Origin of the sequence: Vreelandella indica, from assembly GCF_037070225.1 — a bacterium.
GTDB lineage: Bacteria > Pseudomonadota > Gammaproteobacteria > Pseudomonadales > Halomonadaceae > Vreelandella > Vreelandella arctica.
This window is the reverse complement of record NZ_JBANSO010000003.1, coordinates 103,463-130,256: the sequence shown is the minus strand read 5'-3', so window position 1 is coordinate 130,256 and position 26,794 is coordinate 103,463. Positions and strand designations below refer to the sequence as shown.

Genomic DNA, 26,794 nt, shown 5'->3' with positions numbered 1-26,794 from the left:
TTTGTACCTGCTTTAGCTTACAGTGTCTGAAGTACGACCTCTCCATGTTCGGTCTTTAAGAGTGTGTACCCAAGCGCAAGAGAAAAGAGCAAGGAATAGAACGCAATAATCCTGTACGTCCGCATGCAATCGTATAGTTATTGTGTAAAAATTTCACGTACTGCTTGGCTTATTGCCAAACGTTTTGCAGGCCTTCACTCGATAAGGATTTCGCCCATGCGTTTTAGCCGTGTTTGCAGGTGGCAGGTTGGTAATTGGCAAGCTGGTAAGTGGATAGCGAGTAAATGGATAGTTGCACTCGGCTGTGCAGTGGCTTCAACCGCCTATGCCGACGACGACAAACATTTCAGCGCCGTCATTGAGCGCGCCCAGCAGCTTGCTGAAGCGCCTTATCAAGCCCCTGAAGAGACGCTGCCTGAGGTATTACGTGAACTCAATTACGATACCTACCGGCAAATTCGCTTTGATCCTGATCACGCCTATTGGCGCAATGAGAGTCCCTTTAGCCTCCAGCTATTTCACAGCGGCTTTCTCTTTCAAACCCCGGTTGCACTCAATGTGATCGAAAACGACACAGCCTCCCCGCTTCCCTTTTCGGCGGAAGACTACTCCTATGATGGCAATGCCGAAAAGCTGAAAGAGCACGATTTATCCGGCAGTGACCACGCCGGGTTTCGTCTGCATTACCCCCTAAATAATGAAGAGTACGCCGACGAGTTTGCCGTTTTTCTCGGTGCCAGCTACTTCCGCATAGTGGGGCGCAACCAAGCATACGGACTATCCACCCGCGGGCTAGCGATCGACACCGCCTCGTCTGAAGGTGAGGAGTTTCCGGCGTTTCGCGAATTTTGGCTTTATAAACCCAGCGCAGACGCCAAACAGATTGAGCTATTAGCGTTAATGGACAGCCCCTCTGTCAGCGGTGCCTATCGATTTATTATTGAACCCGGTGAAAAAACGCAGGTAGAGGTGGAAGCGGAACTGTTTGCCCGCGAAGACATTGCCAAGCTGGGGGTTGCGCCGCTCACCAGTATGTTCACTTACGGCGAGGCAAGCCGTGAGCGTCCCGATGATTTCCGCCCCCAGGTACATGACTCCGACGGCCTGCTGATGCATACCGGTAACGACGAGTGGATCTGGCGCCCGCTCACCAACCCAACACAGCTACGCACCTCGACTTTTGCTGATAGCTCTCCTCAAGGATTTGGCTTGATGCAGCGGGAGCGTGACTTTAACCGCTACCTGGATATCGAAGCCCAATACCACCGCCGCCCCAGTCAGTGGGTGGTACCGTTAGATGCGTGGGGGCCGGGCCACGTGGAACTGGTCGAAATTCCGACACCCGATGAAACTCACGACAATATCGTTGCTTACTGGGTCGCGGATGATGCGTTAAATGCTGGCGAATCCCGTCGCCTCCACTACCTGACGCACACGCTCAACACGCAGCCGGAAGAGCACCACCTTGGCCGTGTGATCCGCACCCGCCATGGCAGTGCCGGCGTGCCGGGGCAAGAGGACTCGGCGACGCCAGGGGAGCGTCAGTTCATTGTCGACTTCCAGGGCGGAGCGCTTGAGGATATCACCGCCGACCAACCTGTCGAGCTGGATATCAGCACCCACCAGGGCGAGGTACAACTGCCCCAGGTAACCGCACTCCCCAATGGCGGCTGGCGAGCGAGCTTTCGGCTGCCCGCAAGCGACCAACCCAGTGATGTTCGCCTGCGACTCATGCTGAACGACGACCCCGTTAGTGAAACATGGAATTACGTCTGGTACCCCGATGCCGGATAAAGAGGTTCAGGGAACACGCCTAATGCGGCGCATGGCGCTGCAACGGCTGCGGAGCGCGGGCGGGCTCGCCCGCTCGCTATTCATTTATTGGCGCCCGGGGCGTCAGCGGGGGCTTCAGCGCCTTTACCAGCCGTTTATTCAGCCCGGTGCTGTCGCGTTCGATATTGGCGCTCACTTAGGTGACCGCAGCGCGGCTTTTCATGCACTAGGCGCAAAAGTGATTGCCCTGGAGCCCCAGCCCGATCTCGCCAAGTGGTTTAAGCGATTGGTTAGGCCGAAAAGCATCACGCTGCTCCCCATGGCGGCTGGTCCAACAGAGGGCTTTGCCGACATCGCTATTAGCACCGGCAACCCGACGCTTTCCACCCTGGCCACAGAATGGCGCGAACAGATTGGCGAGCGCAATGCAGGCTTTAGCCAAGTGCGCTGGGAACAGCGCTTGCGGGTACCGGTCACCACGCTGGATACGTTAATTGAAGAGTATGGTGAGCCCAGCTTTATCAAGATTGACGTTGAAGGCTTTGAAGCAGAAGTGCTGGCAGGGCTAAGCAGCCCGGTGGCGGCGCTTTCGGTGGAGTTTGTGGCGGGTGCATTAGCAGTTAACCACGCCTGTGTTAACCATTTAAGTCGTCTTGGCGAGTATCGCTATAACGTGGTCGCTGGAGAGCAGCGCCATTTCCGTTGGGCCGAGTGGCAAACGCCGCAAGCGATGACCGAATGGCTAAGCGCTGGCGCTGATGAGCTAGCTTCTGGCGATCTCTACGCCTGCCGCTCGGATCATCAGTTGCTTCAGAACAATGTTCACAACACTATCCACAACAATGTTTAAACCCTAAAGGCTTTTCATTTCATGGTTCACCACTGGCAAACGCTCACCGCACCGCAGTTAGCCGAGTTCGCCCAACGCGACCCGGTAGCGGTGCTGGTACTCGGCGCCATTGAACAACACGGCACCCACCTTCCTTTAGCTACCGACCTAACCATTGGCGAAGGCTTGCAGGCAGCCATGTTGACGCAATTAGATCACTCAATTGATGTGATTTGCCTACCACCAATGGCGGTTGGCGCAAGCGACGAGCATGCCAGCTTCCCAGGTACGCTGAGCCTGCCAGCGCCATTGGCGATTGCCACGCTAGAAGCTTATGGGGAGAGCCTGGCCCGCGCGGGCATTCGCCGCCTAGTGCTGCTGAATAGCCACGGCGGCAATAAAGCGGTGATGGATTTAGCCGGGCTAACCCTGCGGCGGCGGCATGCAATGCGCGTAGTAAAAGCCACCTACACGCGGCTGCCACCGTTAGAAGATGCGATTGCTTTTGAAGAGTTACGCTACGGATTACATGGTGGGCTGCTCGAAACCGCCATGATGCAATACTTAGCCCCCACGCTCGTTCAGCTCGATAACTATCAAGCCACACCGCCTGCGGCGCCCGCTGACGATGCTTTAGTGAGTGCAGAGGGCGCCGCAGCGTTTGCCTGGTTAGCAGAAGATTTAAGCGCCCATGGCGTGGCCGGTGATGCCAGCCACGCCAGCGCCGAATTAGGCGAGCGGCTGGTAATGCATTATGCCCGCCAGTTAGCGGCAGTCGTGACAGAAACTGCCCACCTACCGCCGCTAACTAACTAAAACCACTTCACGATTGGAGCAGCTTGAGCTCGCGACCGTTTGCGGCGGTTAACGCTGCCCGCTTAGTACGTCTTCTAACAGATGCCCGCCGCGGGTGGCCTTGGCGTTTAGATAGCGCTGGTTATGATCGGTAACGCTCCCGTACAGCGCTTGGCGTGAAACCACCTCGATACCCCCCTGGCGCAGCGCTTCCATTTTCAGCGGGTTGTTGGTCAGCAGCTGCACTTGCTCAATATCAAGGGCGTTGAGCATATCTACCGCCACCGCGTACTGGCGCTCATCGTCACCAAAACCGAGCACTTGATCCGCATCCACGGTATCCAGCCCACCATCTTGCAAGGTATAGGCACGCAGCTTATTGGCTAAGCCAATGCCCCGGCCCTCTTGCGCCAAATAGAGCAGCACACCGCCGCCCATGGCCTGAATATCCGCGACTGCGTTGCGTAATTGCTCGCCGCAGTCACAGCGCAAACTGCCAAACAGGTCACCGGTTAAGCACGCCGAGTGCAGGCGTAGCGGCACCGCGCTTTCCCAACGTTCCGGCTTGCCGATCACCACCGCAACGTGCTCGCGCAGACCGTCCGGCTCACGGAAGAGCACAAAGCGGCTGTCGGCGGCATCCTCAAGGGGGATATTCGCTTCGCTCACCCGCTTGAGCATACCCGGCGCCCCGGCAAGGCACTGGGCCGCGTCTTCAGCGCTGACTTGCAGCAGGCGCCCTTCTGCCAACTGCTGCTCAATCGCTGCGGTGGCCTCTTCGCTAACAAAGGCACACAGCGCTGCGGGGATCAGCAAGGCGCGGCGCATTAGTGTCACGGCGCCTAGTTCAGCTAGCCCTGCGGGCGTTAGCCCGCTGAGCTCTCCACCGGCAGGTTGAGGGGGCGTTTCCGACGTGGCCAAACCATGTAACTCATTGGTGCTAATGTGAGCTGGCAGCGGCAGGCTGGCGGCCTCAGCGGTTAAGCTCACACCCATCGCCGTCAGACGGTGACGAGTGAGCACCAGCGAAGGTCTCTCGCCCGCTAATAGGGCAAGCGCTTCGACTGAATCACTGCCTTCCAGTGCCTGAACGAGCAAACGTTGCTCACCAGCATTCACCACCACGGGCAATCCACGACGGATATCGAAAATAGCGCGTTCAATCTGGTACATGTAGGCCTCCTGGCTTCCTTACAAGGGGGATGGCGCACGCTTGCGCTGAGCTATTTGTTTTAAACTGAACTAATGGTTGCCCTGAACTGCTTGCTCTTGACCCAATAGCGCCCGCATGATGAAACGGATTTTTTAGCACGGAGGCGTTATGCCCACTCCCCATATCAGCACAATTGCACTGGCCGATGCCTGGGAGTGGCTGTTGGCGTTGCGTCATCGGCACTCTTGCGATATCGCGATCACCTTGACGCCAACCGGCGAGTGGCAAACAGCCCAAAGCGTCACCGCTGAGGCGGGGGAGTTGCTTGACTGCCTGACTCCGCTGGCTAGTCGACCGACTTGGGTAGTGGCGCAACTGGGACAGAGCATGGATGGCCGCATCGCCACGGAGAGCGGCCACTCCCACTACATCAATGGCCATGAAAGTCTGGTTCACTTGCACCGCCTGCGCGCCCTGGTCGATGCTGTGGTCGTCGGCGCGGGTACCGCCAGCGCCGACAACCCGCAGTTGACCGTGCGCCACGTGAGCGGCGACCACCCGACGCGGGTGGTGCTTGATCCACGCGGCCGCATTCCCAGGGACTTGGCGCTGCTTAACAACGACGCGGCGCCGACACTGCTGGTGGTAGGGCCGGGGATAGCTAACACGACGCTGCCTGACCACGTTCAGCACTGCGTACTGCCGCTGGGCACCAACGGGCAGTTCAACCCGCTTGATGTCATTACCCTGCTGGCCGATAAGGGCCTGCCCCGCGTGTTGATTGAAGGCGGCGGCATCACGGTGTCTCAGTTTATCGAAGCGGGCGCCGTTGACCGGCTGCACCTGCTGGTCGCTCCGCTGCTGATCGGCTCCGGCAGGCCAGGGCTTCAAATGACGCCCATCCAGACGCTTGAGAGTGCGCTGCGCCCGCCCACGCGTACCTTCCGCTGTGGCGACGACACGCTGTTCGACCTGCATCTGCGGGATACCACCGCCTGAGGGCTGCGCTTTCACGCGACGGCTTAGCGCCACCCAAATACCCGGTAGGCTCGCCAGCAGCACCAGCACACCGTAGGCCAACGACACCGCCACTCCTTGGGCGGGCGGCAGTCCTACCAGCGCCCAGACCCCAGCCGCAGCGCCTTCCCGCAAGCCCCATCCAGCCACCGAAAAGGGAATCAGCATCGCCAACAGCAGCACCGGTGTCAGCGCCAGCACATCCAATGCCGCTAGCTCAACGCCAATTGCCCGCGCCGCACACACCATCACTAAACCGTAGCTCAGTACAATGACCAGCGACGAGAGTAGTTGCTGAGGCCATACATTACGCTGCCATAAGCCGCGTTTAACATCGCGCGCCAGGGCTTGGCACCAATGCGGCAGCCGTGCCAACCGATGGCTAATATACTGGCGTAGCAGCAGGCCGCTGACGATAACCACCGTTAGGACAGCCACGACGCCTAAGCCCACCGCAGTGAGTACTGACACTCCCAACGCGGCATGCCAGAGCGGCGATAGCAGTAATGCCGCGAGCGTTAGCACAACCACAGCCACCTGGCCCGAGGCACGCTCAATAATGACCGCTCGCCAAGCGCGACCGCGTGACTGCGCCTGAGCCGCATGACGATGTGCCCGCCCGGCGTCGCCCAGCACTCCACCGGGCAACAGCTGATTAACCAGCAGCGCCAAATAGTACTCTCGCAGGGCATAAGCAAACCGCAGCGGTACATCAATCAGCCCAGCGGTAAACTGCCAACGCCAAGCGCAGAGCATGATCTGCAGCGTACTGATGACTAACGCCAGCACTACCCACCCAGCCGAGAAGCGCTGCACTTCCGCCATGATGGCCCGGGGGTCGACCCACAACAACACGGCCCCCAGCAAGGCAATACTGATCACCACCCGCCGCAGCCATGGGCTTTGCAGGCATGGGCTTTGCAGACATGGACGAATGTACGCGCCTAGCCGGGTGCACAACGTCTGAGCAAACCCCATCGGCTTAGGCCTCTTCCTGAGGCTTGGCAAGCGGGGGAATGGCAAAGAGATCACGGTGCCCCACCCAAATCCCCAGCTCGCCGTTGACCACCGCCTGCTGGCGCTGCTCCAACCAGCTGGCAATGCGTGCCGCGGCGTCAGGGGCTTGTTCGGTGGCGGCCTCGGCCCAACCTTCCAACAGCGCCATCATTAGCGGCTGCTGGTCACGGTTGCCAGCAGCCAGTTGCCATGGGGTATCGTCCTGCTCAAGGCGATAATCGGCCTTTTCAAGGGTAGCTACTAACACCTCTTGAGCCTGACCGCCCAGCGCATCACCCAAGCCTTTATCGCGCTGTTGGTGGGCAATAAACATAGCCAACAGCCAGTGGTCTTCATCATCCAGCACCGGCTCGCCCTGGGCATTGATAAAGTGCCACTCTCCGGTCACGCTCAGCGCGATTAGAAGCGCTTGTTGCTGCTCAGCACAGCGTCCCACTAACGCCTCGATCCATTGCTGAGAAACCAGATCAAGCAGCGCCGACGCCGTCACTAGGTGCGCATCGCCCAGCGGTACATCGGTAATCGGCTCCAGCGATACACAGTGCGTTTCAACGGCCACAGGCTGCCCTTGGCTATCGCTTAACCCGGCGGCACGCTGGCGCGCCTGCGCTAACAAGAGGACATCGTGATCAATCAGCTCCCAGCGCTGGTGGCCGCTAAAACGCGGGGCCAGAAAGCGCATGTTACTACCCCGACCACAGCCAAGATCCGCGATCAGCGGCGTTGAGCTACGTGCCTCCAACCACTCGACAGCAAACTGAGCAAGGCGCTGGCTGCGTGAGGCGAAATCAGCGGCCTCACGCAGAGTTAGCCAATCGGATTCAAACTGACTCCCAGCGCGTAAGGTTAGCGAATCAATATCGGCATGGCTTTGCGCTGTTAACGCCGCGGCGAAAGCCTCGCTCGCTGCCTGCCAATCGCTTAACTGGCCACGGGCCTGGGCAGCGCCATGACGCAGTTTCTGGCGCAGTTCTGCATCGTTACAAAATCGGCTCAACGCGTCTTGAAGCGCCACAACATCGCCCGGCTCAACGCTCAACCCGGCACCTTCTGGCAAGGTGTCGCGTAGCGCGCCACCGGTGGTAGTAATCACCGGCAGGCCATGGGCCAGGGCTTCGGTGACCACCATGCCATAGCCCTCATACCAGGAAGGCAGCACTAATGCATGCGCGTGTTGGTAAGCCGCTTCCAACGTCTCGCTATCGCACTCGCCACGGAGATACACGCTACTTTGCAAACTGTTCTGATCAATCAGCTGTTGCACGCGTTGCGTAAACGCCGCGTCTCGCGCGCCGCCATAGCAGTCACATTGCCATTGATCACCGGCCACACCCGCTAGCGCTTGAACAAGAATATCCTGCCCTTTCCGCGGCGTTAACGTGGCCACACACAGCAGACGCAGCGTTTCACCAGCTTCTGCTTCTGGGCTAACCGGTGCCTGGGCCACGCCCGGCTCCACCACGGTAACACTTGCATTGATGGGTATGGCATAAAATGCCGCCAGCTCCGGCAAACGCCGAGCGGTAAAATGGCTAGTGACAATAATGCGCGCCACAGAAGTAAGCGCGGTTAACTCGCTGCGATGAAAGCGCTGCTGTTCAGCCTCATCAAGGCCCAGCTCATCGCCTAAGGGATGGTGTAGCAGCGCGGTAATATCCAGCCGCGTTGCATGCTGGGCAACCACGTCAGGCAGCGCCCCCATGGCCAAGCCATCGATCACCACCGCCGCATGGTCGGGAAGTGTCTCAAGCGCTTGAGCTAGTGCCGCTGCCGCATCGGCGTCCGCATCTGGAAACACGCCTGCCAAGCCCACGACGTCAATCTCCCAGCCCTGGTCACGTAGGGCCGAGACAATACGCGCATCGTAGATATAGCCACCGGTGCGCTGAGCAGGGTCACCGGCAACGATCAGGGTAAAACGCCGACTCATAGCGCGCCTTCGTAGCTAGCCCAGGCCACATGAGACTCGTGCAGTTTGATCTCCATATGGGTAATGCCCTGGGCGGTGGTGCCCATTTTGCCTTCGCCGATCGCTTTGGCTAGCTGGTCGAAAATCACCTTAGCCATAAACTCGGTGGTGGTGTTTTTACCTTTAAATTCGCTTACTTCATCCAGGTTTTGAAAGTTGTAGCCTGCCAATACCTCTTTGACAGTTTCGCTGGCAAGGCCAATATCGATCACTAAGCCATCTTCATCCAGCTCAGGACGCTGGAAAACCACATCCACCACATAGGTGGCGCCATGGGTACGTTGGGCGGGGCCAAAGATCTCGCCGTTAAAGCTATGGGCAATCATAAAATGGTCACGAACGCATAAACGAAACATAAAAACTCCTGATTAATTGTTTAAAAACACAAGTTATGCGGAATATCGCAGCCGATGGCAGAGCTCAACACTACCGCGCCCAAACAGCGTATTAGCAAGCGTAGGCAATTGTTTAAAGTCGCTTTCACCGCTGATCAGTGCATCTAACCGCTCATCCACCAGTAAGCTCAGCGCGAGCCTAAGGCGACGCTGGTAGTCCCAACGAGGGCGAAGTTTTGGCGGCAGTTGGCCCACCTGGCTGGCTTTAAGCGTCAGCCGCTGGGAGTGAAAAGCGCCGCCCAACGGAATCGAGACATCGCCCTCGCCAAACCAGCTCATTTCGATAATGCGACCTTCACTACCAACTAACTCCAAGGCCTGGCGCAAGCCAGCCGAGTGACCGCTGGCATGGATCACGCAATCTTGATCATGGGGGGCTTGTTCAGGCGTGGCGAAGGCAACGCCTAACTGCTCGGCGAGCTGGCGGCGCGCTGGGTTGATATCGACCAAATGCACATCCACGCCGGGCACTTGGGCACACAGGTACGCCACTAGCGCGCCGACAACACCGGCTCCAATAACGCAAATTCGCTCGCCCAGCATGGGCTCGGCATCCCACACGCCGTTGATGGCCGTTTCCATATTGGCGGCCAATACGGCGCGTTGAGCGGGCACATTGGCGGGCACTTCAAGCACCGCTGAAGCAGGCACGGTGTAGTAGTCCTGGTGGGGGAACAGGCAAAAGACGGTTTTATCTAAAAGTGCATCTGGCCCTTGTTCAACGCGACCAACGCTGCAGTAACCGTACTTGACCGGGGCGGGAAACTCACCCAACTGAAAAGGGGCGCGCATGCGCGAAAATTCGCTTTCGGGCACGCGACCGTTAAACACCAGCGATTCGGTGCCACGGCTAATACCGCTGTACAAGGTACGCACCTGCACTTCATCCTGAGCGGGCGTCGCCAGAGGCTCACCCCGCAGCTCGCCTTGGGCTGGGCTGGTCACCCAGAAGGCGGTGGCGCAGCGGCTTTTGCCAGCGTCCTGTTTATTGCCAACATCATCAGGCGTCGACATGAGCGATCCTTTTCGTTACAAGCTCGACTAAACCGAGCTCTATTTCATTCCATTGAAAGTAGCGTGGGGCCATGGCGCTGCACATTAAGGCGAGGTTGCTCGTTATGTGACTTGGCCCCTTACCATACTGGACGGCCACCTCTTGAATGGCCCCATGCAGAACAGTCATTAATGGCTCACCATCTTTAGCGTAGCGGTTGAAAAGAAATTATTCGATTAACAATGTGCAACACTTAAAGCTAACTAGGCTATTTTCCTTGATCATATAGACAACCCTACCTTCTTCTACAAGAATGGTACATATAAAAATACTTGCATCATTTATTTCAACCGCGGACAGCGATGCCGCTTCGTGAGCCACCATGCCGTTTTTTTCAAATGCCTCATCCATGACACTACCCAAACGGCTTTATAGCGCTGCAGAGCTACTGCTGGGCGGCTTGGTGCTGATGGCTGTGGGTAAAGCATTACCGCAATTAATGGCTACCTCGGCTAACTGGTGGGTTGCCTCGGCCTTCTACACGTTTATATCTATCTTAGTGATGGTGTTCTGGACCCACGGTTCACTGGGTTGGGCAAACCGGGTAACGCTGGCCCGCGCGGTATTAGTCGCGCTGCTGGCAGGTGCGCTCGCTGCCAATGCGTTTGTAGAGGTCATCTGGCAGTGGTTGGCAATTGCGGTGATCGCTCTCCTGTTGGATGGCGTTGATGGCTGGATTGCCAGGCGCACCAAAAGCCACTCACTGTTCGGTGCGCGCTTTGACATGGAGCTGGATGCCCTACTGATATTGCTGCTTTGCGCAGGATTGCTGCGGTTAGAGTCTCTGGGCCTGTGGGTACTGATGATTGGGGGGATGCGTTACCTGTTTGTGGCCGCCAGTTGGCCGTTCCCCTGGCTTGCAGAACCGCTGTTCGAAAGCTTTCGCCGTAAAGCCGTATGTGTCTGGCAGGTGGTTGCGCTGCTGTTGGCGTTAACGCCACTTACCTCCCACCTTGTTGCCAGCCTGCTGGCCATTAGTGCGTTGCTTTCATTGCTATATTCATTTGGCATTGACGTTTGGTGGCTGTCACGAAAAACACGCCGCTACTAATGCACTGCGTCTTCTAGGGAGCCATTTCGCAGCTTAGCGATAAATGCTTGGATAAGCTGTTTCTTCCTTACTATAGTTATTTTCAAGCTATTCGTAATTTTCAAATTGTCAGTATTTTTTAAGCTGCTTTTTCGCCTGTTCGTGTGCTGGGAGATTCCTATGGATCACTCGATAACAGCACCCTATTCATCCGCCCAGCAAACAGCCAAGGCCATCGCTGCTGCTTGTGAGCCGCTGCCAAGTTTGCAAGAGGAAGACGCATTCGGCGCCCATTTTGATCGTTTCGGCGATGCCAAGATTGTGTTGCTAGGTGAGGCGTCCCATGGAACCTCTGAATTCTATCGCGCCCGCGCCGCCATTACGCGACGACTTATCGAACAGCACAATTTCAATATTGTAGCGGTTGAAGCGGATTGGCCGGATGCTGCATACATCGACCGCTATGTTCGGCATCGCGCTGCAACAAGTGACGACCGACAAGCTTTCACACGGTTTCCCGCTTGGATGTGGCACAACGAAGAGGTGGCGACTTTCACCGAATGGTTGCGCCAACACAATGCCGAGCTGCCTTTCAGCCAACGTACCAGCTTCCGTGGGTTGGATATCTACTCACTGCGCGCGTCCCTTTTCGCCGTGCTTGATTACCTGGATCGAATCGACCCGGAAGCCGCTCAAGCGGCCCGTCAACGTTATGGCTGTTTAACGCCCTGGCAAAGCGAACCAGCCTTGTACGGTCACGCCCTATTACAAGAAGAACAAGATACGTGCGAAGAGGCAGTGGTTGAGCAACTTCAGGCGCTACTGGAACACCGCATTGAGTATATGGCCAAGGAGGGCGAAGAAGCCTATTTCAATGCCACCCAGAACGCCCGCGTAGTGAGAGCCGCCGAACAGTACTATCGGCTTATGTACCGTGGTTCCACCCAGTCATGGAACCTACGAGACCGCCACATGTTCGATACGCTACAGCAGGTGATAGAAGCCAAAGGAGCAGACGCTAAGGTAGTGGTCTGGGCGCATAATTCCCATATCGGTAATGCGTCGGCCACTGAAATGGGCTGGCAGGGTCAATTCAATATCGGCGAGCTGTGCCGCACCGCCTATGGCGATCAAGCTGTTTTAATCGGTTTCGGCACACACACGGGGATCGTGGCAGCGGCTGACAACTGGGATTCGCCAATGAAGATCAAGCAGATCGTGCCGTCACGGGCAGACTCCTTTGAACGAATTTTTCATGAAACACAGTTGCCACGCGCCTTAATTGAGCTGCGCAACCCTCAACACTCTAAGGTTCGAGAACAGCTAACCCAAACACGCCTGGAGCGTGCTATTGGCGTCATCTATCGTCCGGAAAGCGAGTACTACAGCCATTACTTCAAGGCCTCGCTAGCAGAGCAGTTTGATGCCTATGTGTGGTTCGATGAGACCACCGCAGTGACGCCACTGCCGAGCGAAAGGCCCCAGGGAGTACCCGACACTTATCCTTTTGGGGTTTAGGCCGCTTGGCGCTTAGGAGCCACACATGCACACGCAACAAGCACTTTTTGATAATCGACGAGCAGCAGGACGAAAGCTTGCCCACGCATTATCCGGGGCGCGATATGACCTAGTGCTGGCACTACCTCGAGGGGGTGTGCCCGTTGCCTACGAGATAGCGATAGCCCTTAAACTTCCGTTGGATGTGGTCATCGTGCGTAAGATTGGCGCGCCTGGGCAACCCGAGGTTGGGCTAGGCGCTGTCGTCGATGGCGACCCACCTCAGGTGGTATGGACCGCGGATGTGCTGCAGGTTTTTCAGCCTTCTGAACGTTATCTTGAAGCTGAAGTAGAGCGCCAACTAAGCGAGATAACCCGCCGCCGTCAGGCCTATATTGGTAACCGGGCGCCCATTAACGTGAGCGAACGTCATGTATTACTGGTGGATGATGGTATCGCCACTGGCGGAACCGCAAAAGCAGCCGCCAGGGCACTACGCCAGGCAGGCGCCGCTTCCGTTACTCTGGCAGTGCCTGTCGCTCCGCAATCCACATTGGATGAGTTAGCTACCGAGGTTGACGATTTGGTCTGTTTAGCTACTCCCGAGCCTTTTATCGCCGTTGGCCTTCACTATCAAGATTTCACCCAAACCAGCGATGATGAAGTGATCACCCTTTTGCAGAAGGCCCCCTCTTTTTAACGCACTCTTTTGAACGTTCTCTTTGATATAGATGAAAAGACAAAAAAGCCAGCTTTCACGACGTATGAAAGCTGGCTTTGTTTAATCTAGGTTTAGGCTTTTACGCTGCCTTTTTCGTACAAAACCTAGGCAGCCATCGCAGCACACTCACTGGCGCAATGATGGCACGCCTTAGCGCACTCCTGACAATGCTCGGCATCGTGTTTGGCACACTCATCACCGCACGCTTTGCAAATATCAGCGCATATTCGGCAGATGTCCTTGGCGTATTCACTCCCCTGGGCCATGAAGGAAGCTGCCAAGCGGCAAATTTGCGCGCATTGGCGATCCAAACGGATACACTCAGCCATCATTTTCACATCATCTTCTTGCAAGCAGGCAGTAGCGCAAGAATCACAATAAACGGCGCAGACATTACACGCTTCAATACACGACTTATATTTTTCAAATTCCATCTTTCCACCCTCCTTGTCAAAAAACGAGAACACGGCTGGCCATTCGCAAGGCAGGCCTTGCAAGCCGTACGTTGAACTCCAATGGGTCGCATTTCTATGGAGTGCGTATAAAAGAGTAGAACAGCCTGTTTTCAACACAAGCGAAGCAAGCGGCCTCATTAACGGCCTAGCACTCCAATCCTAGCCGCTGGTGCCACTCGGCAAGACTCTCATCCGGGTACTCATCAAAGCATTTGTCTTGAAACTGCGCATTGACCTCGACCCAATCCGCCCGGCTTCCCAGCATCATGTGTGTTTTCTTGGGAGGGGTCGGCAAGTCGGTATCAATCGCTGAGGCAAAGGGATGCACCAGCTCGGGCCAATCGGGGTCATAAACCCATAGCGACGATGCACAGTGTTTGCAGAAATGCCGCTCCCCTGTGCTCTGCTCCCCCTTGATAAGCGCGCGATAGACGCTGATATGCTCTTCACCCGTCACCTTTAGCGTTTCGTTATCGCCGCTAAGGTTGATGGCGTAGCCGCCACCACCTGCCGTTTTGCGGCAAATGGAGCAGTAACAGCGGTTGAAAGGATAAGGGTGGTGTGACGTCACACTAAACGTCACTGCTTGGCAGTGGCATGAACCTTCGAGCAGCATAGTTGCCTCCGTTTGCAGCGGTTACCCAAGACGAATATCAAGGCGCGACTGCATGAACCGAGTGCGATCTTAAGTTCTCTCTTAAGTGCCCCCTTAAGTACGCTCTTAAGTTCTCACTCAAGCCCTCTCTTAATATCTTAGCTTAGCGCATAGGATCTAGGCCGCTTTTAACGGGGATAATTGACGCTGTTTGTAAGTCAAGGCATCAGCGTTCAGCCTCTAAGGCTTGAAGCAATTCAGCCACGGCCATCTCCCCTTCAGGCTCGTCAAACGCTTGTGCCAGGGAACCTTGTACATAGCTCAAAAAACGAATGGCGGCGGGGGGTAAGCGGCGTTGTCGCCTGACCACAAAGTGCCAACGACTTTTCAGCGGAAAGCCCTGCAGCGGCAGTTCTTGGACACCGTTGGGCGAATCTGCAACAACGTGGCGAGATAGCACTGCTAGGCCCATGTTTGACGCCACCGCTAGCCGAATAGCCTCATTACTGGCGATCTGCTGGGTAGAGCGTAGCTCAATACCCGCATTATACAGCCAGGCATCAAAGGTATGCCGAGTCGCAGAGCCCGGTTCACGCAGCAGAAATCGCTCCTCTTTGAGTGCGTCCATGTTGAGACCCTCTACGCTTGCCCAACGACAATGCTGGGGCCCCACCACTACCAATGGATTGCTCAGAAAAGGCGCGGCTAACACATCGTCATCAATGGGTGGATGACTAAATACGTAGATGTCATCCTCATGGCGTTCAAAACGATTGAGCATCTGCTGGCGATTACCTATCTCCACCGTGACATCTACCTGGGGGTTAGCCTGACCAAACGGCCCTAACAGCCGTGGCAGTACATATTGCGCGGTGTTCACCAAGCCGATACTGAAATGCCCGCGCCCTCCGCGGTTGTACTCTTCCAGGTACTGATTAAACACATCGGCACGGCTAAGCAAATCTTGGCTAAGTTGATAAAGCGCCTGACCAACCTCAGTGGGCACCAAGCGACCTTCCTCGTGGCTCACAATTGGTTCACCGACAATCTCTCTCAGCCGCTTTAACTGCTGAGACACCGTGGGTTGGGTCAGGTGGAGCCGATTTGCAGTGGCCGTCAGTGAGCCTGTGCGAACCACGTCGGCATAGACCTGTAGCAAACGAAAAGTGAGTTGTCGTACTTTCATAGCCAGCACCATAGAAAATCATCTATGACTGTATAAAGTCTATTTGTTTTCATCAATCTCTTTGGATCGCTAAAGTAACCGCTTTAAAACCCATCAAGGAGATTGGCCGTGCCGGATATTGTGGTGATGTTTTTTGTACTAGGAGTGGTTGCCGGTGTGGTGCGCTCTGATCTCAGTATTCCCAAAGCCGCTTATGACATATTGAGCCTGCTGCTGATGCTGACCATTGGCCTTAAAGGCGGCATGGCGCTGCATGGCAGTTTGAGCATATCGCTGCTGGTCGAGTTAGCTGGTGTCACTCTGCTGGGGATCATCATTCCACTGATTATCTTTCCGGTGGTTCACTATTTGGTGAGGCTATCCATTGCCGACAGCGCCAGCCTTGCCGCCCACTATGGCTCCGTTAGCGCCGGTACGTTCGCCGTGGCCCTGGCGTATACCGAAGCGCATAGCCTAATAACAGGTGGGCAGGTGACGCTCTACCTGGTACTGCTCGAACTACCGGCCATCATGCTGGGCCTGTTGCTCTACCGGCGCTTCAGCCGTAAAAAGGCCACTGACACAACGTCAGAGCCGATCAAAACTTCCGGATTGTGGCACGAAACTCTGACCAATCGCGGCGTGATCCTGTTGGTGGGCGGTGTCCTTATTGGCTGGCTATATGGCCCCGATGCTGGTGAGTCGGTGACTGGCCTATATACCAAAGCCTTCCATGGCATTCTGGCGCTGTTTCTGTTGGAGATGGGCCTGGTCGCGGCAGAAACACTGCGCAGCCTGCGGTGGGGGCACAGCCGTCTGATTATATTCGCGCTGGCGGCACCTATCGTGTTTTCTTGCTTTGGCCTGCTAGTGGCGTACTGGCTAGGGCTACCCACTGGCTCAGCGGTAATTTTGGCGAGTCTTACCGCCAGTGCCTCTTACATTGCCGCCCCCGTTGCCATTCGCGCCGCTATCCCAGACGCCAACATTGGCCTAGCCATGTTGGCGTCATTAGGACTGACCTTCCCTTTTAACGTGCTAATCGGCATTCCGCTCTATCATCAACTTTGGGCATGGCTGGTAGGATGAGGTGAAGTATCCAACGTAGAGCTGTGATGGCTGACCAATGGGCCAGACAATTTACGCAGCGCCACGTAGAACACCGGGGTTAAAAACAGGCCAAACAGGGTGACGCCGATCATACCGGCAAATACCGCCGTACCCAGTGCTGCCCGTACCTCGGCACCCGCGCCGGTGGCAACTACCGAAGGCAACACCGCCGCCGTGAAGGCGATCGACGTCATGATGATCGGCCGCAGCCGCAACCGGCAGGCTTCCAGGGCCGCTTCCACTACGTCCTTGCCCTGCAGTTCCAGCTCGCGGGCGAACTCCACGATCAGGATGGCGTTCTTACACGCCAGGCCAATCAGCACCACCAGCCCCACCTGTACAAAGATGTTGTTGTCACCCCCGCCAAACCAGACGCCGATTAGCGCCGCAAGCATCGACATGGGCACGATCAGAATCACCGCCAGCGGTAGCGTCCAGCTCTCGTAGAGGGCCGCCAGCACCAGAAATACCAGCAGGATCGACAACGGAAAGACCACCAGCGCCGCATTACCCTGGGTGGATTGCTGATAGCTCAGGTCGGTCCACTCTAATTCCATGCCCGGTGGCAGCACCTCTTCCGCCAGGGCGGTAATAACATCCATTGCTTGTGTGGAAGAGAGTACCCGAGGATCGAACTCACCAGCCAGATCCGCTGCTGGATAGCCGTTGTAGCGCAGCACCGGGTCTGGGCCGAAGGTTTGCCGGATATCCACCATCGTACCGATGGGCACCATCTCCCCCTGGTCATTACGGGTACGCAGCCGGGCGATATCTTCTACGCTGGCCCGGAAAGGTGCGTCCGCCTGGGCGATCACCTGCCAGGTACGGCCAAAGCGGTTGAAGTCATTCACATAGGTCGAGCCAAGATAGGTCTGCAGAGTGTCGAACAGTTCGGTCAACGGCACGCCCTGGGCCTTGGCCCTCAACCGATCCACCTCGGCATCCAGTTGCGGCACGTTGGATTGATAGCTGCTGATTGGAAAGCCCATCCCCGGCGTTTGCGCAATCGCACCCTGGAGTTGATTGACCGCCTGCTGCAGCGCGCCATAGCCAAGGTTGCCGCGATCCTCGATAAACAGCTGAAAGCCCGACCCATTGCCCAGGCCCAGGATCGGCGGCGGCATAAAGGAGAATGCAAAGCCTTCTTTCAAGCCGCTAATGCCCTGGTTGATGCGGGCATTTATTTCCGCAGCGCTCAGGCTGCGCTCACCAAAGGCGCTGAGAGTAAGAAAAGCTACCCCGGTGTTGGAAGTATTGGTGAACTGCAGCGCGTTAAGGCCGGGAAAGGCAACGGCGTGCTCCACGCCTTCGGTCTCCATGGCGATGTCCACCACGTCCTGAAGCATCTGATCGGTTCGCTCCAGCGACGCACCTTCCGGCAGAATGACGCCCGCAATCAGATAAAGCTTGTCCTGCACTGGAATAAAGCCGGGTGGCACCGCCTTGAACATCACCCCGGTGCCCAGCAGCAACAGCGCGTAGACCACAAACACCGCGCCACGATGCTTCAGGGAGCGGGCTACACCGCCCTGGTACTTGTGGGAGCTGGCGTTAAAGAAACGGTTGAAGGGCCGGAAGATCCAGCCGAATAGTGTATCGATCACGCGAGTGAGTCGGTCTTTGGGCGCGTTATGCGGCTTAAGCAGCATCGCCGCCAGCGCGGGCGACAGGGTCAGCGAGTTGATGGTGGAGATCACCGTGGAGATGGCAATCGTCACCGCGAACTGGCGGTAGAACTGCCCGGTCACGCCAGAGAGAAAGGCCATGGGGATAAACACTGCACACAGCACCAGCCCCACGGCGATGATCGGCCCGGAAACTTCCTTCATGGCCTGATGCGCGGCGGCCTGGGGCTTGAGGCCCTCCTCGATGTTCCGCTCCACGTTTTCCACCACCACGATGGCGTCGTCCACCACGATACCGATGGCCAGCACCAGCCCAAACAGGGTCAGTGTGTTGATGGAGTAGCCCAGCAGGTAAAGCGCCCCAAAGGTGCCGATCACCGAGACCGGCACCGCCAGCAGCGGAATAATGGAGGCCCGCCAGGTCTGCAGGAACAACGTGACCACCAGCACCACCAGCAGTACGGCTTCCATCAGCGTTTTCACCACGGACTCAATCGAGTCATTGACGAAGATCGTGGTGTCGTAAACCGCTTCATATTCAACGCCTTCCGGGAACTGTTCGGACAGCTCGTCCATGGCGGCGACCACCTGCTCGCGGATAGCCAGTGCATTGGCCCCCGGCGCCTGGAAGATACCGATGGCGACCGCGTTCTGGCCGTCCAACTGCGAGCGCAGCGTATAGTTCCCGGCACCCATTTCCAGCCGGGCCACGTCCGAGAGCCTCAGGATCTCGCCGTTCTCGCCGCGCTTCAGCACGATGTCACCAAACTCCTCCACCGTCTCCAGCCGCCCTCGGGCATTGATCAGGGTGAGAAAGTCACTCTCTTCAATGGGTTCGGCCCCCAACTGACCGGCGGATACCTGCACGTTCTGTTCGCGCATGGCCCCCACCACGTCGCTGGCCGTCAGGCCACGGGCGGCTATGCGATCGGGATCAAGCCACGCCCGCATGGCGTAGTCACCCCCGCCGAATATTTGCGCGTCGCCTACGCCTTCAAGCCGGGCCAAGCGATCACGGACATTCAGCCGCACATAGTTGCGTAAGTAGAGTGTGTCGTATTCACCGCTGGGCGAGGTCAGGTGAACGACCATCAAAAAGGTAGGCGACTGCTTCTGAGTGGTGACGCCTTGACGACGCACGGCTTCCGGCAACCGGGCCTCGGCTTGGCTAACGCGGTTCTGCACCCGAACAGCGGCCTGCTCGGCATCCGTGCCTGGGCGGAAGGTGACGGTCATCTGCAGCACGCCGTCAGAGCCCGCCACGGACTTGAGGTACATCATGTCCTCGACGCCATTGATGGCTTCTTCCAACGGCGTCGCCACGGTCTCGGCGATCTCCTTCGGGTTAGCGCCGGGATAAACCGTACGCACCACCACCGATGGCGGGACCACGTCCGGGTACTCACTGATGGGCAGGTTGGGAATGGAGATCAGCCCCACCGCCAGAATGATGATCGATAGCACCGCCGCAAAAATCGGTCGATCCACGAAGAAACGGGAGAAATTCATGGCGATTAATCTTCCCTGGCAGCAATGGTGGGCTGAGCGTTCACCGGCGGTACATCAGCCACCTTGTGAGGGGCGACTTCCATACCCGGCATAAAGACTTTTTGCACCCCATTAACGATCACTCGGTCACCGGCGGTGAGTCCTTCAGTGATGACGGTTTGTTCTGCCACTTGGCGCCCGGTGGTTACCTGGCGACGTTCTGCCCGGTTATTGGCATCCACCACATAAACGTAGCGGCGATCCTGGTCGGTCAAGATCGCCTTGCGGTCCACCAGCAACGCCTGCTCTAAACGCGCTATCGGCATTTCGACCCGCGCAAACTCCCCAGGCCGGATGCGACCATCCGGGTTGGCCAGCACCGCTCGAAACTGCAGAGTTCCCGTATTGGGGTTCAAATGGTTGTCGATAAAGTCCAAAGCGCCTGTATATTGCCGCTGCGGGTCGCCGCCCAACTCAATGGTGAGGCTGTTCGGCATATCACCGATTAGCAGTGTCTGGCTCGCAAACGCGGCCTGTTCGTCCGCCTCGAAATAGACATGTACCGGATCGATGCTCACCAGCGTGGTCAAAAGGCTCTGATCGGCGTTGGCCAGATTGCCGCGGGTTACCATTGCCCGACCGGCACGGCCACTAACCGGCGCCGTAATGTGAGTGTATTCCAGGTCTAGCTCGGCGGTATCTAACGCTGCCTCGGCGGCATCCACCATGGCACGAGCATTATTCAGGGCCGCTTGACGCTGATCATGCACCTCTTGGGAAATGGCCTGACGCCCCAGCAACACCCTGGCGCGCTCGGCTTCGCTGGCAGCCTGAGCCAGCTGGCTTTTGGCCTGAGCGAGATCCGCCTGGGCGGCGCCAACACGGGCCTGGTAAGGCCGCTGATCAATCAGGAACAGCAGATCACCCTGCTCTACCAGCTCGCCCTCCTCAAAGGCGACTTCCTGGATATAACCACTCACCCGGGCTCTTAACGCAACCGTTTCAGCCGCTTCCACCCGCCCGGTAAACGACTCGCTCAACACCACCGGCTGAGCGATGATTTCCGCGACATCGACTTCCGGCGGCGGCGGTGACGAAGGCGCTGCTGCCTCCTCACTTTTGGCCTCGCATCCGGTCAACAAGGCCGTTAACAATAGGAACAGAATCACTGTTCGGCTGCTTGCAAAGCGGCTTCTTTGAGACAGACTTCCCATGATGACTTGCTCCAATGGCTACCGAAAACCGATAGCAACGTTCGTTATACATTTCACACCGCGCGGGCGGTTGACGATTAACTAGTCGTTTACGCAGCGTCAGAATCGACAGTCATTTATTGTTATCAGGAGGACTGAATGGGCTGGCATGATCGAACAGTGACTTACTGTCAATCGGACGTTACTCACCATAGGCGACGCTAACGCATTCGAGGTAGCGGGTTTCTGCGAGGTGCTTGCCTGAACCTGCAAAAATACATGAAAAAGCCTTCGATTGGTGAGGCGAAGGCATATACTTCGAGCTGTTAGGGAGGAGAGCCATTGACCGTTATCGTACCTGAGCAGATCGCCCATTTCTGCGACAGCCTGCCTCAGCAGCTGAGCCAAATCGCCCGCCGCTGGACGCCCTTGGAAGAACTCCAGGATACGGCGATTGCCGAAGTGCAACTCGTGCGTGCTGACGCGCCCACCAGCTTTCACTGTGCCGTATACGAGCCGTGTCTATGCTTTGTCATTCAGGGCAGCAAGACCGTGCTACTGGGTGACAAGGAGATCGTATACACCGGCCCCAGCTACATGGCGAGCGCCGTTCACCTACCGGTGGTAGGCAGGATTGATCATGCGACTCCCGAGCTCCCCTATCTGGCGGTAAAGGTTGCGGTGAATCCTCAGGAGGTAGCGGGGCTGATACTGGAACTGGGCGACACAGCGCCGCCCGCGGGGAATGACACTATCTGCCCCGAGATGGACTGCGGCTTAAAGTCTGCCCCCATGGATTCACGTATGCAGAGCGCGCTTTACCGACTTTTAAGCCTGCTCGACACCCCAGAAGATATTAAGGTGCTTTCGCCCCTGGCCCGTCGTGAGCTGATCTATCGAGCACTGATGGGTGCAATGGGGCCTCACATGCGCCGGTTTACCGCCTCGGACTCCCAGGCTAACCGAATTGCGCGGGTCATCTACGCTCTTAATGAGCACTACGCCCAGCCGCTAAAAATCCGCGAGCTGGCGGCAGTCGCCAATATGAGCGAATCAACCCTGTACCACAGCTTCCGGCAAGTCACCCGTATGTCGCCGCTACAGTTTCAAAAGAAGCTACGCCTACACGAAGCGCGGCGGCTCATGCTAGCCGAAGGGTTGGAAGCAGCCACCGCCAGTTACCGGGTAGGTTATGAAAGCCCTTCCCACTTCAGCCGTGAATACAGCCGCATGTTTGGCGCCCCGCCGCGGGCAGATGTTAGCCAGTTGCGTGCAGCCGGAGCATCACCGCTGCCCGCCTAGTCGGCAGCGTTATTGGTATCTAACGCAGTTGGAGGGGAAGCAAACTCACTATGCAGGCAAACGTTGGCTGCGTCGGCACCTGTTTTATCGAACGTGTCGTAAAAACACATCTGATTAGAACCGGCTTTTTTGGCTTGATACATCGCCTGATCCGCGGCTTCTAACAACGCATCAGGAGTGGCGGCGGCGCCAGGATAAAACGCGACCCCAATGCTGACGGAAATCTGAATGCGCTGTTGCCCCATGTAAAATGGCATCGCCAGGGCATCGATGATCGTCTGTGCTACAAGCTCGACATCTTTGCGCTGCTCAGCGCCGGTGAGCATCACGGTAAACTCATCCCCACCTAGACGGGCAACCGTATCGTTGGCTCGAACACAGTCAGCAAGGCGTTCCGCCACGTCAGACAGTATGCGATCCCCCGCTTCATGGCCAAGCGAGTCATTGACGTCTTTAAAGCCGTCAAGATCCATAAAGAGCAGCGCAAGAGGCCGACTACGGCGCTTGGCATGTTTGATTTCCTGCTCCAGCCTATCCAGAAAAAGGCGCCGGTTCGGCAAGCCGGTCAAAAGGTCATAGTGGGCGTTATGCCACACTTCCTCTTCCGCAATAGCCTGCTCAGTAATATCGCGGGAAATGCAGACCGTCGCTTCGGTGTCTTGCTGCTCATCAAGCACGGGGGCAAGTAGATACTCGAACCGCTCACCCTGGCCAGAAGCAAAGGTATGGGCGAACTTACCGCGAAAAGTAGTCTGTTCAGCAATCACCTTATCCAAATTGCGCTGAAAGTCAGAGGCAAAGGAAAAGCCAAGGTCAAACGTGGATTTACCAATAATCGCCTCGGGCGCCATCGCGAACAAATCGGCAGTGGCCTTGTTGGCGTATATAAACCGGCCTTCAAGATCCAATACATAAATTGGGTCTGGGGATGCAAGCAGAATGGCACCGAACAGGCGTGTTTCCATCTCTTTTTCGGTAGCGTACTGCTCCAATGACTCTGCGACGGCCTGGTCTATCGCTTCATGGAAACGGGTGAGATCTTCAAGCCGTTGGCCCGCAAGCGTTGGGTGCGCTTTACTCCAGTGCGACACCACGCTCGCGCGCAGCGCCCGAAACTCAGATACCGTTTCAATAACGGTGAAGCCGCTATTTTGCCGGTCCCCACCGTGAACTTCTGCCCAAGTGTCTTCCTCACCCTTTGGTGCGACCCCTTTCGATTTAGCAGCCTGTTCGGACGCATCCTGTTGTGAATCGATATCAGCGGCAATCTCCAATAGCATTTCCTTGGCATGATCGCGCAGACCCTCTCTACTCATATCCTTAGCATGATAGAGGGTCTTAGAAAATCTTTCCCAATCAAGCAGGATCGCCTCCATTTCAGCCCGAATAAACGCCGCTAATCGCATATTAATCTCTACTTATTTAGCTCAAAGTAACAGCAGAAAAGATCAAGAAAATGCCCGCTTCATGGGGACTTTCACTTAATAGCACTGTTTCAACCATACTCAGCATGCTAGCGAATACCGGCGGAAATTCAGTGCGTACATACTGTAACACGAGCACCCAATGGTGAAGCATGATTTTGTCTGCCCGGCAGTGACGACCAAGTGCTTGGACAGTGAGCAGCTAAATAACAGCACTTAACCTTATTAGCTTAAACAACCAAACATGGCCCTCTATCTAAACATTTAAGCCATGATTTAAAACCCACAAAATAATTAACACTATCTTAAACATTAAAAAACCGAGCCTATTAACCAAAGTAGATACAATATTAAAAAAAGCAACAAAATCAGCTATTGGACACATTGTTAGCCAAGGCTATGTTAGTTCGCTATTTCAAACTTTATTTTTATAAAACCACCTTGTTTGTTTATTAAAAGCTGATAGGATTCAGCGCTATTAAATACCCGACGATTAAACTCAAGTATGTTTTCTGCTTCCATACTGACGGGATTCTACGCGGTACTTTTTTCAGTGAGCGAGTGCATATTTCATGACGCCTATCACCCTGCTATTCCTGGCCGTTTCCATGTCGGCAGATGCCTTTGCGGCCTCTCTCAGCAAAGGCGCCGAGCTGCAAAAGCCCCGTTTCCGGCATGCTATCGGTATTGGTTTGGTATTTGGCGTGATTGAAGCAATAACACCGGTGCTTGGCTGGGCGGCGGGTAAGGCATCGCAGCAGTATGTGCAGGCCTGGGATCACTGGGTGGCATTTACGCTACTTTCCATTATTGGCCTGCATATGATGTATGCCGGGCTCAAGAAAGACGACAAGTTAGAACAGCGCAAACAAACACTCTGGTTATTAGTGTTAACCGCCACGGCGACTAGTATTGATGCCATGGCCGTGGGTGCCAGCCTTGCGTTTATTGATGCCAACATTATCGCCACCAGCTTAGCGATTGGCCTCGCCACCACCGTCATGGCTTCCATGGGCACCTTCCTGGGCCACAAACTCGGCAAGTTTGTTGGCCACTGGGCGGAGTTGATTGGCGGCGTCGTATTGATTGGTATTGGTTTAGCAGTATTGGCAGAACACACCGCGTTTTTTTGAAGAATCCCCTCCCCTCCAGGCTTCCTACTTCCCCAGCTCGTTAGCGCGTCTACCTGTACTGTTCAAGCCTTAGGGAGTAGGGTAGCCATCTGGATTGATCCTCTCAGCGCTTTGTTGCTGCTTTGTTGCAGCTTTCTGCGCGCGTTTAATCCGGCCCCTCTATTAAGGCGCTTCCAACGCCTGAACTTGCACGACCAGGCTGCCAACCGCAGTCTCATCTCGCTACAGACATACCTAGAAAGATGTTCTGTTTTTTACTTACGTCCTGTCGCGGCCACCCCGTAAAGGGAACTGTGGTTGCTATTTAGGATGCTAGGGCTGCAAAGCCTATGGGTATTCAATGAACGAAGAAAATTTCTATCAATTCTCGACGCTGACTGTGCTCGCCTTGCTGGCGGCTTTTTATGGCGGCACTTACCTGCTCACTCTGCTGATCAAGAAGAAAAAGGAGAATACCGACGCCTTCATGGTGTCCAATCACCAGATCGGTTTTGGCCTTGGCGCTGCCAGCATGACCGCCACTTGGATCTGGGCGGCCTCATTCTACGGCGCCGCTACCTCGGGTTACACCTACGGTATTTCCGGCCCTTTGCACTATGGCCTATGGGGCGCGTTGATGATTCTGTTCATCTACCCCTTTGGCCGTCGCTTTCGCAAACTGGCGCCCAACGCCCACACCCTCGGTGAGCTGATCCATGCCCGCCATGGCTCTTCCAGCCAGTTGATTCTCGCCTCCTCCAACATTCTGGGCAGCATCATCAGCCTGATGGTCAACTTTACGGCTTCCGGCGCGCTGGTCTCGGTGCTTTCGCCCCTCTCGTTCCAGGCCGGTGTGATTATTGCCGGGGTGGGGGTGCTCTCCTATACGCTATGGTCAGGTTTCCGCGCCTCGGTGCTGACGGATTTCGCCCAGCTAATGGCGATGATGGCCGTGGCCATTCTGATTATTCCAGCGGTGATGTTCGCCCTCGGCGGCCCGGAAACGCTGTCAGATGGCATGAGTCTCCTTACGCCAGAGCAAGCCAACCTGTTCTCGATGGACGCGATCCTCAATCAGGGTGCGCCCTTCTTTGTGGCGGTGCTGGCTTACGCGATTGGCAACCAGACTATCTCACAGCGGTTATTTGCCGTGCGTGAAGACCACATCAAACCGACCTTTATCACCGCGACCATTGGTTACGGTGCGATCGTTATTGGCCTTGGCATGATTGGTTTGATGGCACTGATGACCGGCATGGAGCCGATTGATGGCGACATGAATAACCTGATCCCGCAGATGGTTTCGATGTACCTCTCGCCGGTGTTTATCGGGCTGTTCTTTATTCTGGTGATCGGTTCGCTCTCCTCTACCGCGGACTCGGACCTCTCCGCCATGTCCGCGATTGTGATGGCCGATGTGTACGGCAAGAACATCGCCAAAAATAAGCCCGACCCGACCAAGATGCTGTTTATCGGCCGACTGACCATGATCGTTGCGACGCTGATTGGGGTGATTCTCGCCAGCTTCTCGATGGATATTCTGATCATGCTGGTCTTTGTTGGTGCTCTCTGGGGCGCGATTGTGTTCCCGGTCATCGCCAGCTGTTTCTGGAGCCGGGTCACCAATACGGCCTTTACCGCCGCGGTAGTCGCAGGCCTGCTGATGTTCTGCGTCGCACGATTCGAGCTAGTACCGATGATGGGCGTCATTGCGGGGCTGTTCGAACTACTCGCCGCCGTCGGCGGTGGTGTGGTGCTCGGCTTGATGGCCTTCGGGTTCTGCGGACGCCGGGTGGGTGTGATCTTCGGTGCACTCTGCGCCATCGTGCTGGCCTACTTCTGCGTCGGATTCCTGCGGGACTACACGGTGCTACTGGCTTCACTCATGGCCTACGGCGTCAGCACCATTGTCTGTATCGGCGTCAGCCTGATGAGTTCCAGCAAGTTCGACTTCACGCAGATTAATCAAAAAGTGATCAACTACGACCCGGCCAAGCCTGCGACTCAAGGCTAAGCCCAGCGTCACGCTAGAATCACTTCATCCGCTGGTGCGCCAAGCGCACCAGCCAGACAAT

General features: G+C 56.3%; 22 protein-coding genes and 1 pseudogene. 11 read left to right on the top strand and 12 right to left on the bottom strand.

Annotation, left to right across the window (positions count from 1 at the left end):
- The first annotated feature begins 216 nt into the window (after positions 1 to 216).
- From V8L71_RS03185 to V8L71_RS03175, 3 genes are read left to right on the top strand one after another with little or no spacing between them, the layout of a single operon-like run.
- Positions 217 to 1,794: an OpgD/OpgG family glucan biosynthesis protein gene (locus V8L71_RS03185; protein WP_336273182.1), complete on the top strand. Its 1,578-nt coding sequence runs from the start codon at positions 217 to 219 to the stop codon at positions 1,792 to 1,794.
- On the top strand, positions 1,784 to 2,623 hold the full coding sequence (locus V8L71_RS03180) for an FkbM family methyltransferase (protein WP_336273181.1): 840 nt from the start codon (positions 1,784 to 1,786) through the stop codon (positions 2,621 to 2,623). Before V8L71_RS03185 ends, V8L71_RS03180 begins: the two co-directional genes overlap by 11 nt.
- A gap of 21 nt (positions 2,624 to 2,644) precedes the next feature.
- Positions 2,645 to 3,418: a creatininase family protein gene (locus tag V8L71_RS03175; RefSeq protein ID WP_336273180.1), complete on the top strand. Its 774-nt coding sequence runs from the start codon at positions 2,645 to 2,647 to the stop codon at positions 3,416 to 3,418.
- A 48-nt stretch (positions 3,419 to 3,466) separates the two neighbouring features.
- On the opposite strand, the gene ribA is transcribed toward V8L71_RS03175, so the two are convergent.
- On the bottom strand, positions 3,467 to 4,570 hold the full coding sequence (ribA, locus tag V8L71_RS03170) for a GTP cyclohydrolase II RibA (RefSeq protein ID WP_336273179.1): 1,104 nt from the start codon (positions 4,568 to 4,570) through the stop codon (positions 3,467 to 3,469).
- Positions 4,571 to 4,718: 148 nt separating this feature from the next.
- Between ribA and V8L71_RS03165 the strand changes: the two genes are divergently transcribed.
- Positions 4,719 to 5,549 carry a RibD family protein gene (locus tag V8L71_RS03165; RefSeq protein ID WP_336273218.1) on the top strand — a complete coding sequence of 277 codons (831 nt, stop codon included), beginning with the start codon at positions 4,719 to 4,721 and terminating at the stop codon, positions 5,547 to 5,549.
- A gap of 60 nt (positions 5,550 to 5,609) precedes the next feature.
- Here V8L71_RS03165 and V8L71_RS03160 read toward each other — a convergent pair.
- The 5 genes and pseudogenes from V8L71_RS03160 to V8L71_RS03140 all read right to left on the bottom strand — a co-directional run.
- A pseudogene (locus tag V8L71_RS03160) lies at positions 5,610 to 6,545 on the bottom strand (lysylphosphatidylglycerol synthase transmembrane domain-containing protein); the annotation flags it as partial.
- A 4-nt stretch (positions 6,546 to 6,549) separates the two neighbouring features.
- The gene (locus V8L71_RS03155; RefSeq protein WP_336273178.1) at positions 6,550 to 8,514 is read right to left on the bottom strand and encodes a glycosyltransferase; all 1,965 of its coding nucleotides are present in this window, start codon (positions 8,512 to 8,514) and stop codon (positions 6,550 to 6,552) included.
- Entirely contained in the window at positions 8,511 to 8,909 is a 399-nt protein-coding gene (locus V8L71_RS03150) for a 6-pyruvoyl trahydropterin synthase family protein (protein WP_035559443.1), read from the bottom strand. Before V8L71_RS03150 ends, V8L71_RS03155 begins: the two co-directional genes overlap by 4 nt.
- Before the next feature lie 33 nt (positions 8,910 to 8,942).
- Entirely contained in the window at positions 8,943 to 9,962 is a 1,020-nt protein-coding gene (locus V8L71_RS03145; protein ID WP_336273177.1) for a zinc-dependent alcohol dehydrogenase, read from the bottom strand.
- A gap of 208 nt (positions 9,963 to 10,170) precedes the next feature.
- Positions 10,171 to 10,353 (bottom strand): hypothetical protein, encoded by a 183-nt coding sequence (locus tag V8L71_RS03140; protein WP_008958248.1) that lies wholly within the window; start codon positions 10,351 to 10,353, stop codon positions 10,171 to 10,173.
- Between V8L71_RS03140 and V8L71_RS03135 the strand changes: the two genes are divergently transcribed.
- From V8L71_RS03135 to V8L71_RS03125, 3 genes are all read left to right on the top strand, one after another.
- A complete protein-coding gene (locus tag V8L71_RS03135; protein WP_101145948.1) occupies positions 10,325 to 11,053 on the top strand; it encodes a CDP-alcohol phosphatidyltransferase family protein in 729 nt (242 codons plus the stop codon). The two genes, V8L71_RS03140 and V8L71_RS03135, sit on opposite strands and share 29 nt — an antisense overlap.
- 159 nt (positions 11,054 to 11,212) lie before the next feature.
- Positions 11,213 to 12,550 carry an erythromycin esterase family protein gene (locus V8L71_RS03130; RefSeq protein ID WP_101145947.1) on the top strand — a complete coding sequence of 446 codons (1,338 nt, stop codon included), beginning with the start codon at positions 11,213 to 11,215 and terminating at the stop codon, positions 12,548 to 12,550.
- Positions 12,551 to 12,575: 25 nt separating this feature from the next.
- Positions 12,576 to 13,229 carry a phosphoribosyltransferase gene (locus V8L71_RS03125; RefSeq protein ID WP_101145946.1) on the top strand — a complete coding sequence of 218 codons (654 nt, stop codon included), beginning with the start codon at positions 12,576 to 12,578 and terminating at the stop codon, positions 13,227 to 13,229.
- A gap of 125 nt (positions 13,230 to 13,354) precedes the next feature.
- Here the strand turns inward: V8L71_RS03125 and V8L71_RS03120 are convergent, their stop codons facing one another.
- From V8L71_RS03120 to V8L71_RS03110, 3 genes are all read right to left on the bottom strand, one after another.
- Positions 13,355 to 13,684 carry a four-helix bundle copper-binding protein gene (locus tag V8L71_RS03120; RefSeq protein ID WP_101145945.1) on the bottom strand — a complete coding sequence of 110 codons (330 nt, stop codon included), beginning with the start codon at positions 13,682 to 13,684 and terminating at the stop codon, positions 13,355 to 13,357.
- A 166-nt stretch (positions 13,685 to 13,850) separates the two neighbouring features.
- Positions 13,851 to 14,321: a GFA family protein gene (locus V8L71_RS03115; protein WP_101145944.1), complete on the bottom strand. Its 471-nt coding sequence runs from the start codon at positions 14,319 to 14,321 to the stop codon at positions 13,851 to 13,853.
- Positions 14,322 to 14,526: 205 nt separating this feature from the next.
- A complete protein-coding gene (locus V8L71_RS03110; protein WP_232774720.1) occupies positions 14,527 to 15,486 on the bottom strand; it encodes a LysR family transcriptional regulator in 960 nt (319 codons plus the stop codon).
- Between the two features lie 108 nt (positions 15,487 to 15,594).
- Between V8L71_RS03110 and V8L71_RS03105 the strand changes: the two genes are divergently transcribed.
- On the top strand, positions 15,595 to 16,554 hold the full coding sequence (locus V8L71_RS03105; protein ID WP_101145942.1) for a sodium-dependent bicarbonate transport family permease: 960 nt from the start codon (positions 15,595 to 15,597) through the stop codon (positions 16,552 to 16,554).
- Here the strand turns inward: V8L71_RS03105 and V8L71_RS03100 are convergent.
- Together V8L71_RS03100 and V8L71_RS03095 are read right to left on the bottom strand one after the other, a co-directional pair.
- A complete protein-coding gene (locus V8L71_RS03100; protein ID WP_336273176.1) occupies positions 16,527 to 19,709 on the bottom strand; it encodes an efflux RND transporter permease subunit in 3,183 nt (1,060 codons plus the stop codon). The two genes, V8L71_RS03105 and V8L71_RS03100, sit on opposite strands and share 28 nt — an antisense overlap.
- A gap of 5 nt (positions 19,710 to 19,714) precedes the next feature.
- Complete coding sequence (locus V8L71_RS03095) at positions 19,715 to 20,902, bottom strand: efflux RND transporter periplasmic adaptor subunit (RefSeq protein ID WP_176303808.1); 1,188 nt, start codon at positions 20,900 to 20,902, stop codon at positions 19,715 to 19,717.
- A 321-nt stretch (positions 20,903 to 21,223) separates the two neighbouring features.
- Here V8L71_RS03095 and V8L71_RS03090 point away from each other — a divergent pair, with 321 nt between their 5' ends.
- The gene (locus V8L71_RS03090) at positions 21,224 to 22,183 is read left to right on the top strand and encodes an AraC family transcriptional regulator (RefSeq protein WP_176303809.1); all 960 of its coding nucleotides are present in this window, start codon (positions 21,224 to 21,226) and stop codon (positions 22,181 to 22,183) included.
- Here V8L71_RS03090 and V8L71_RS03085 read toward each other — a convergent pair.
- Complete coding sequence (locus V8L71_RS03085) at positions 22,180 to 23,589, bottom strand: diguanylate cyclase domain-containing protein (RefSeq protein WP_336273175.1); 1,410 nt, start codon at positions 23,587 to 23,589, stop codon at positions 22,180 to 22,182. The two genes, V8L71_RS03090 and V8L71_RS03085, sit on opposite strands and share 4 nt — an antisense overlap.
- A 590-nt stretch (positions 23,590 to 24,179) precedes the next feature.
- Between V8L71_RS03085 and V8L71_RS03080 the strand changes: the two genes are divergently transcribed.
- Positions 24,180 to 24,740 (top strand): manganese efflux pump MntP, encoded by a 561-nt coding sequence (locus V8L71_RS03080; RefSeq protein ID WP_336273174.1) that lies wholly within the window; start codon positions 24,180 to 24,182, stop codon positions 24,738 to 24,740.
- Positions 24,741 to 25,080: 340 nt separating this feature from the next.
- Positions 25,081 to 26,733, top strand: coding sequence for a sodium:solute symporter family protein (locus V8L71_RS03075; RefSeq protein WP_336273173.1), 1,653 nt, complete (start codon positions 25,081 to 25,083; stop codon positions 26,731 to 26,733).
- Positions 26,734 to 26,794: the final 61 nt, after the last annotated feature.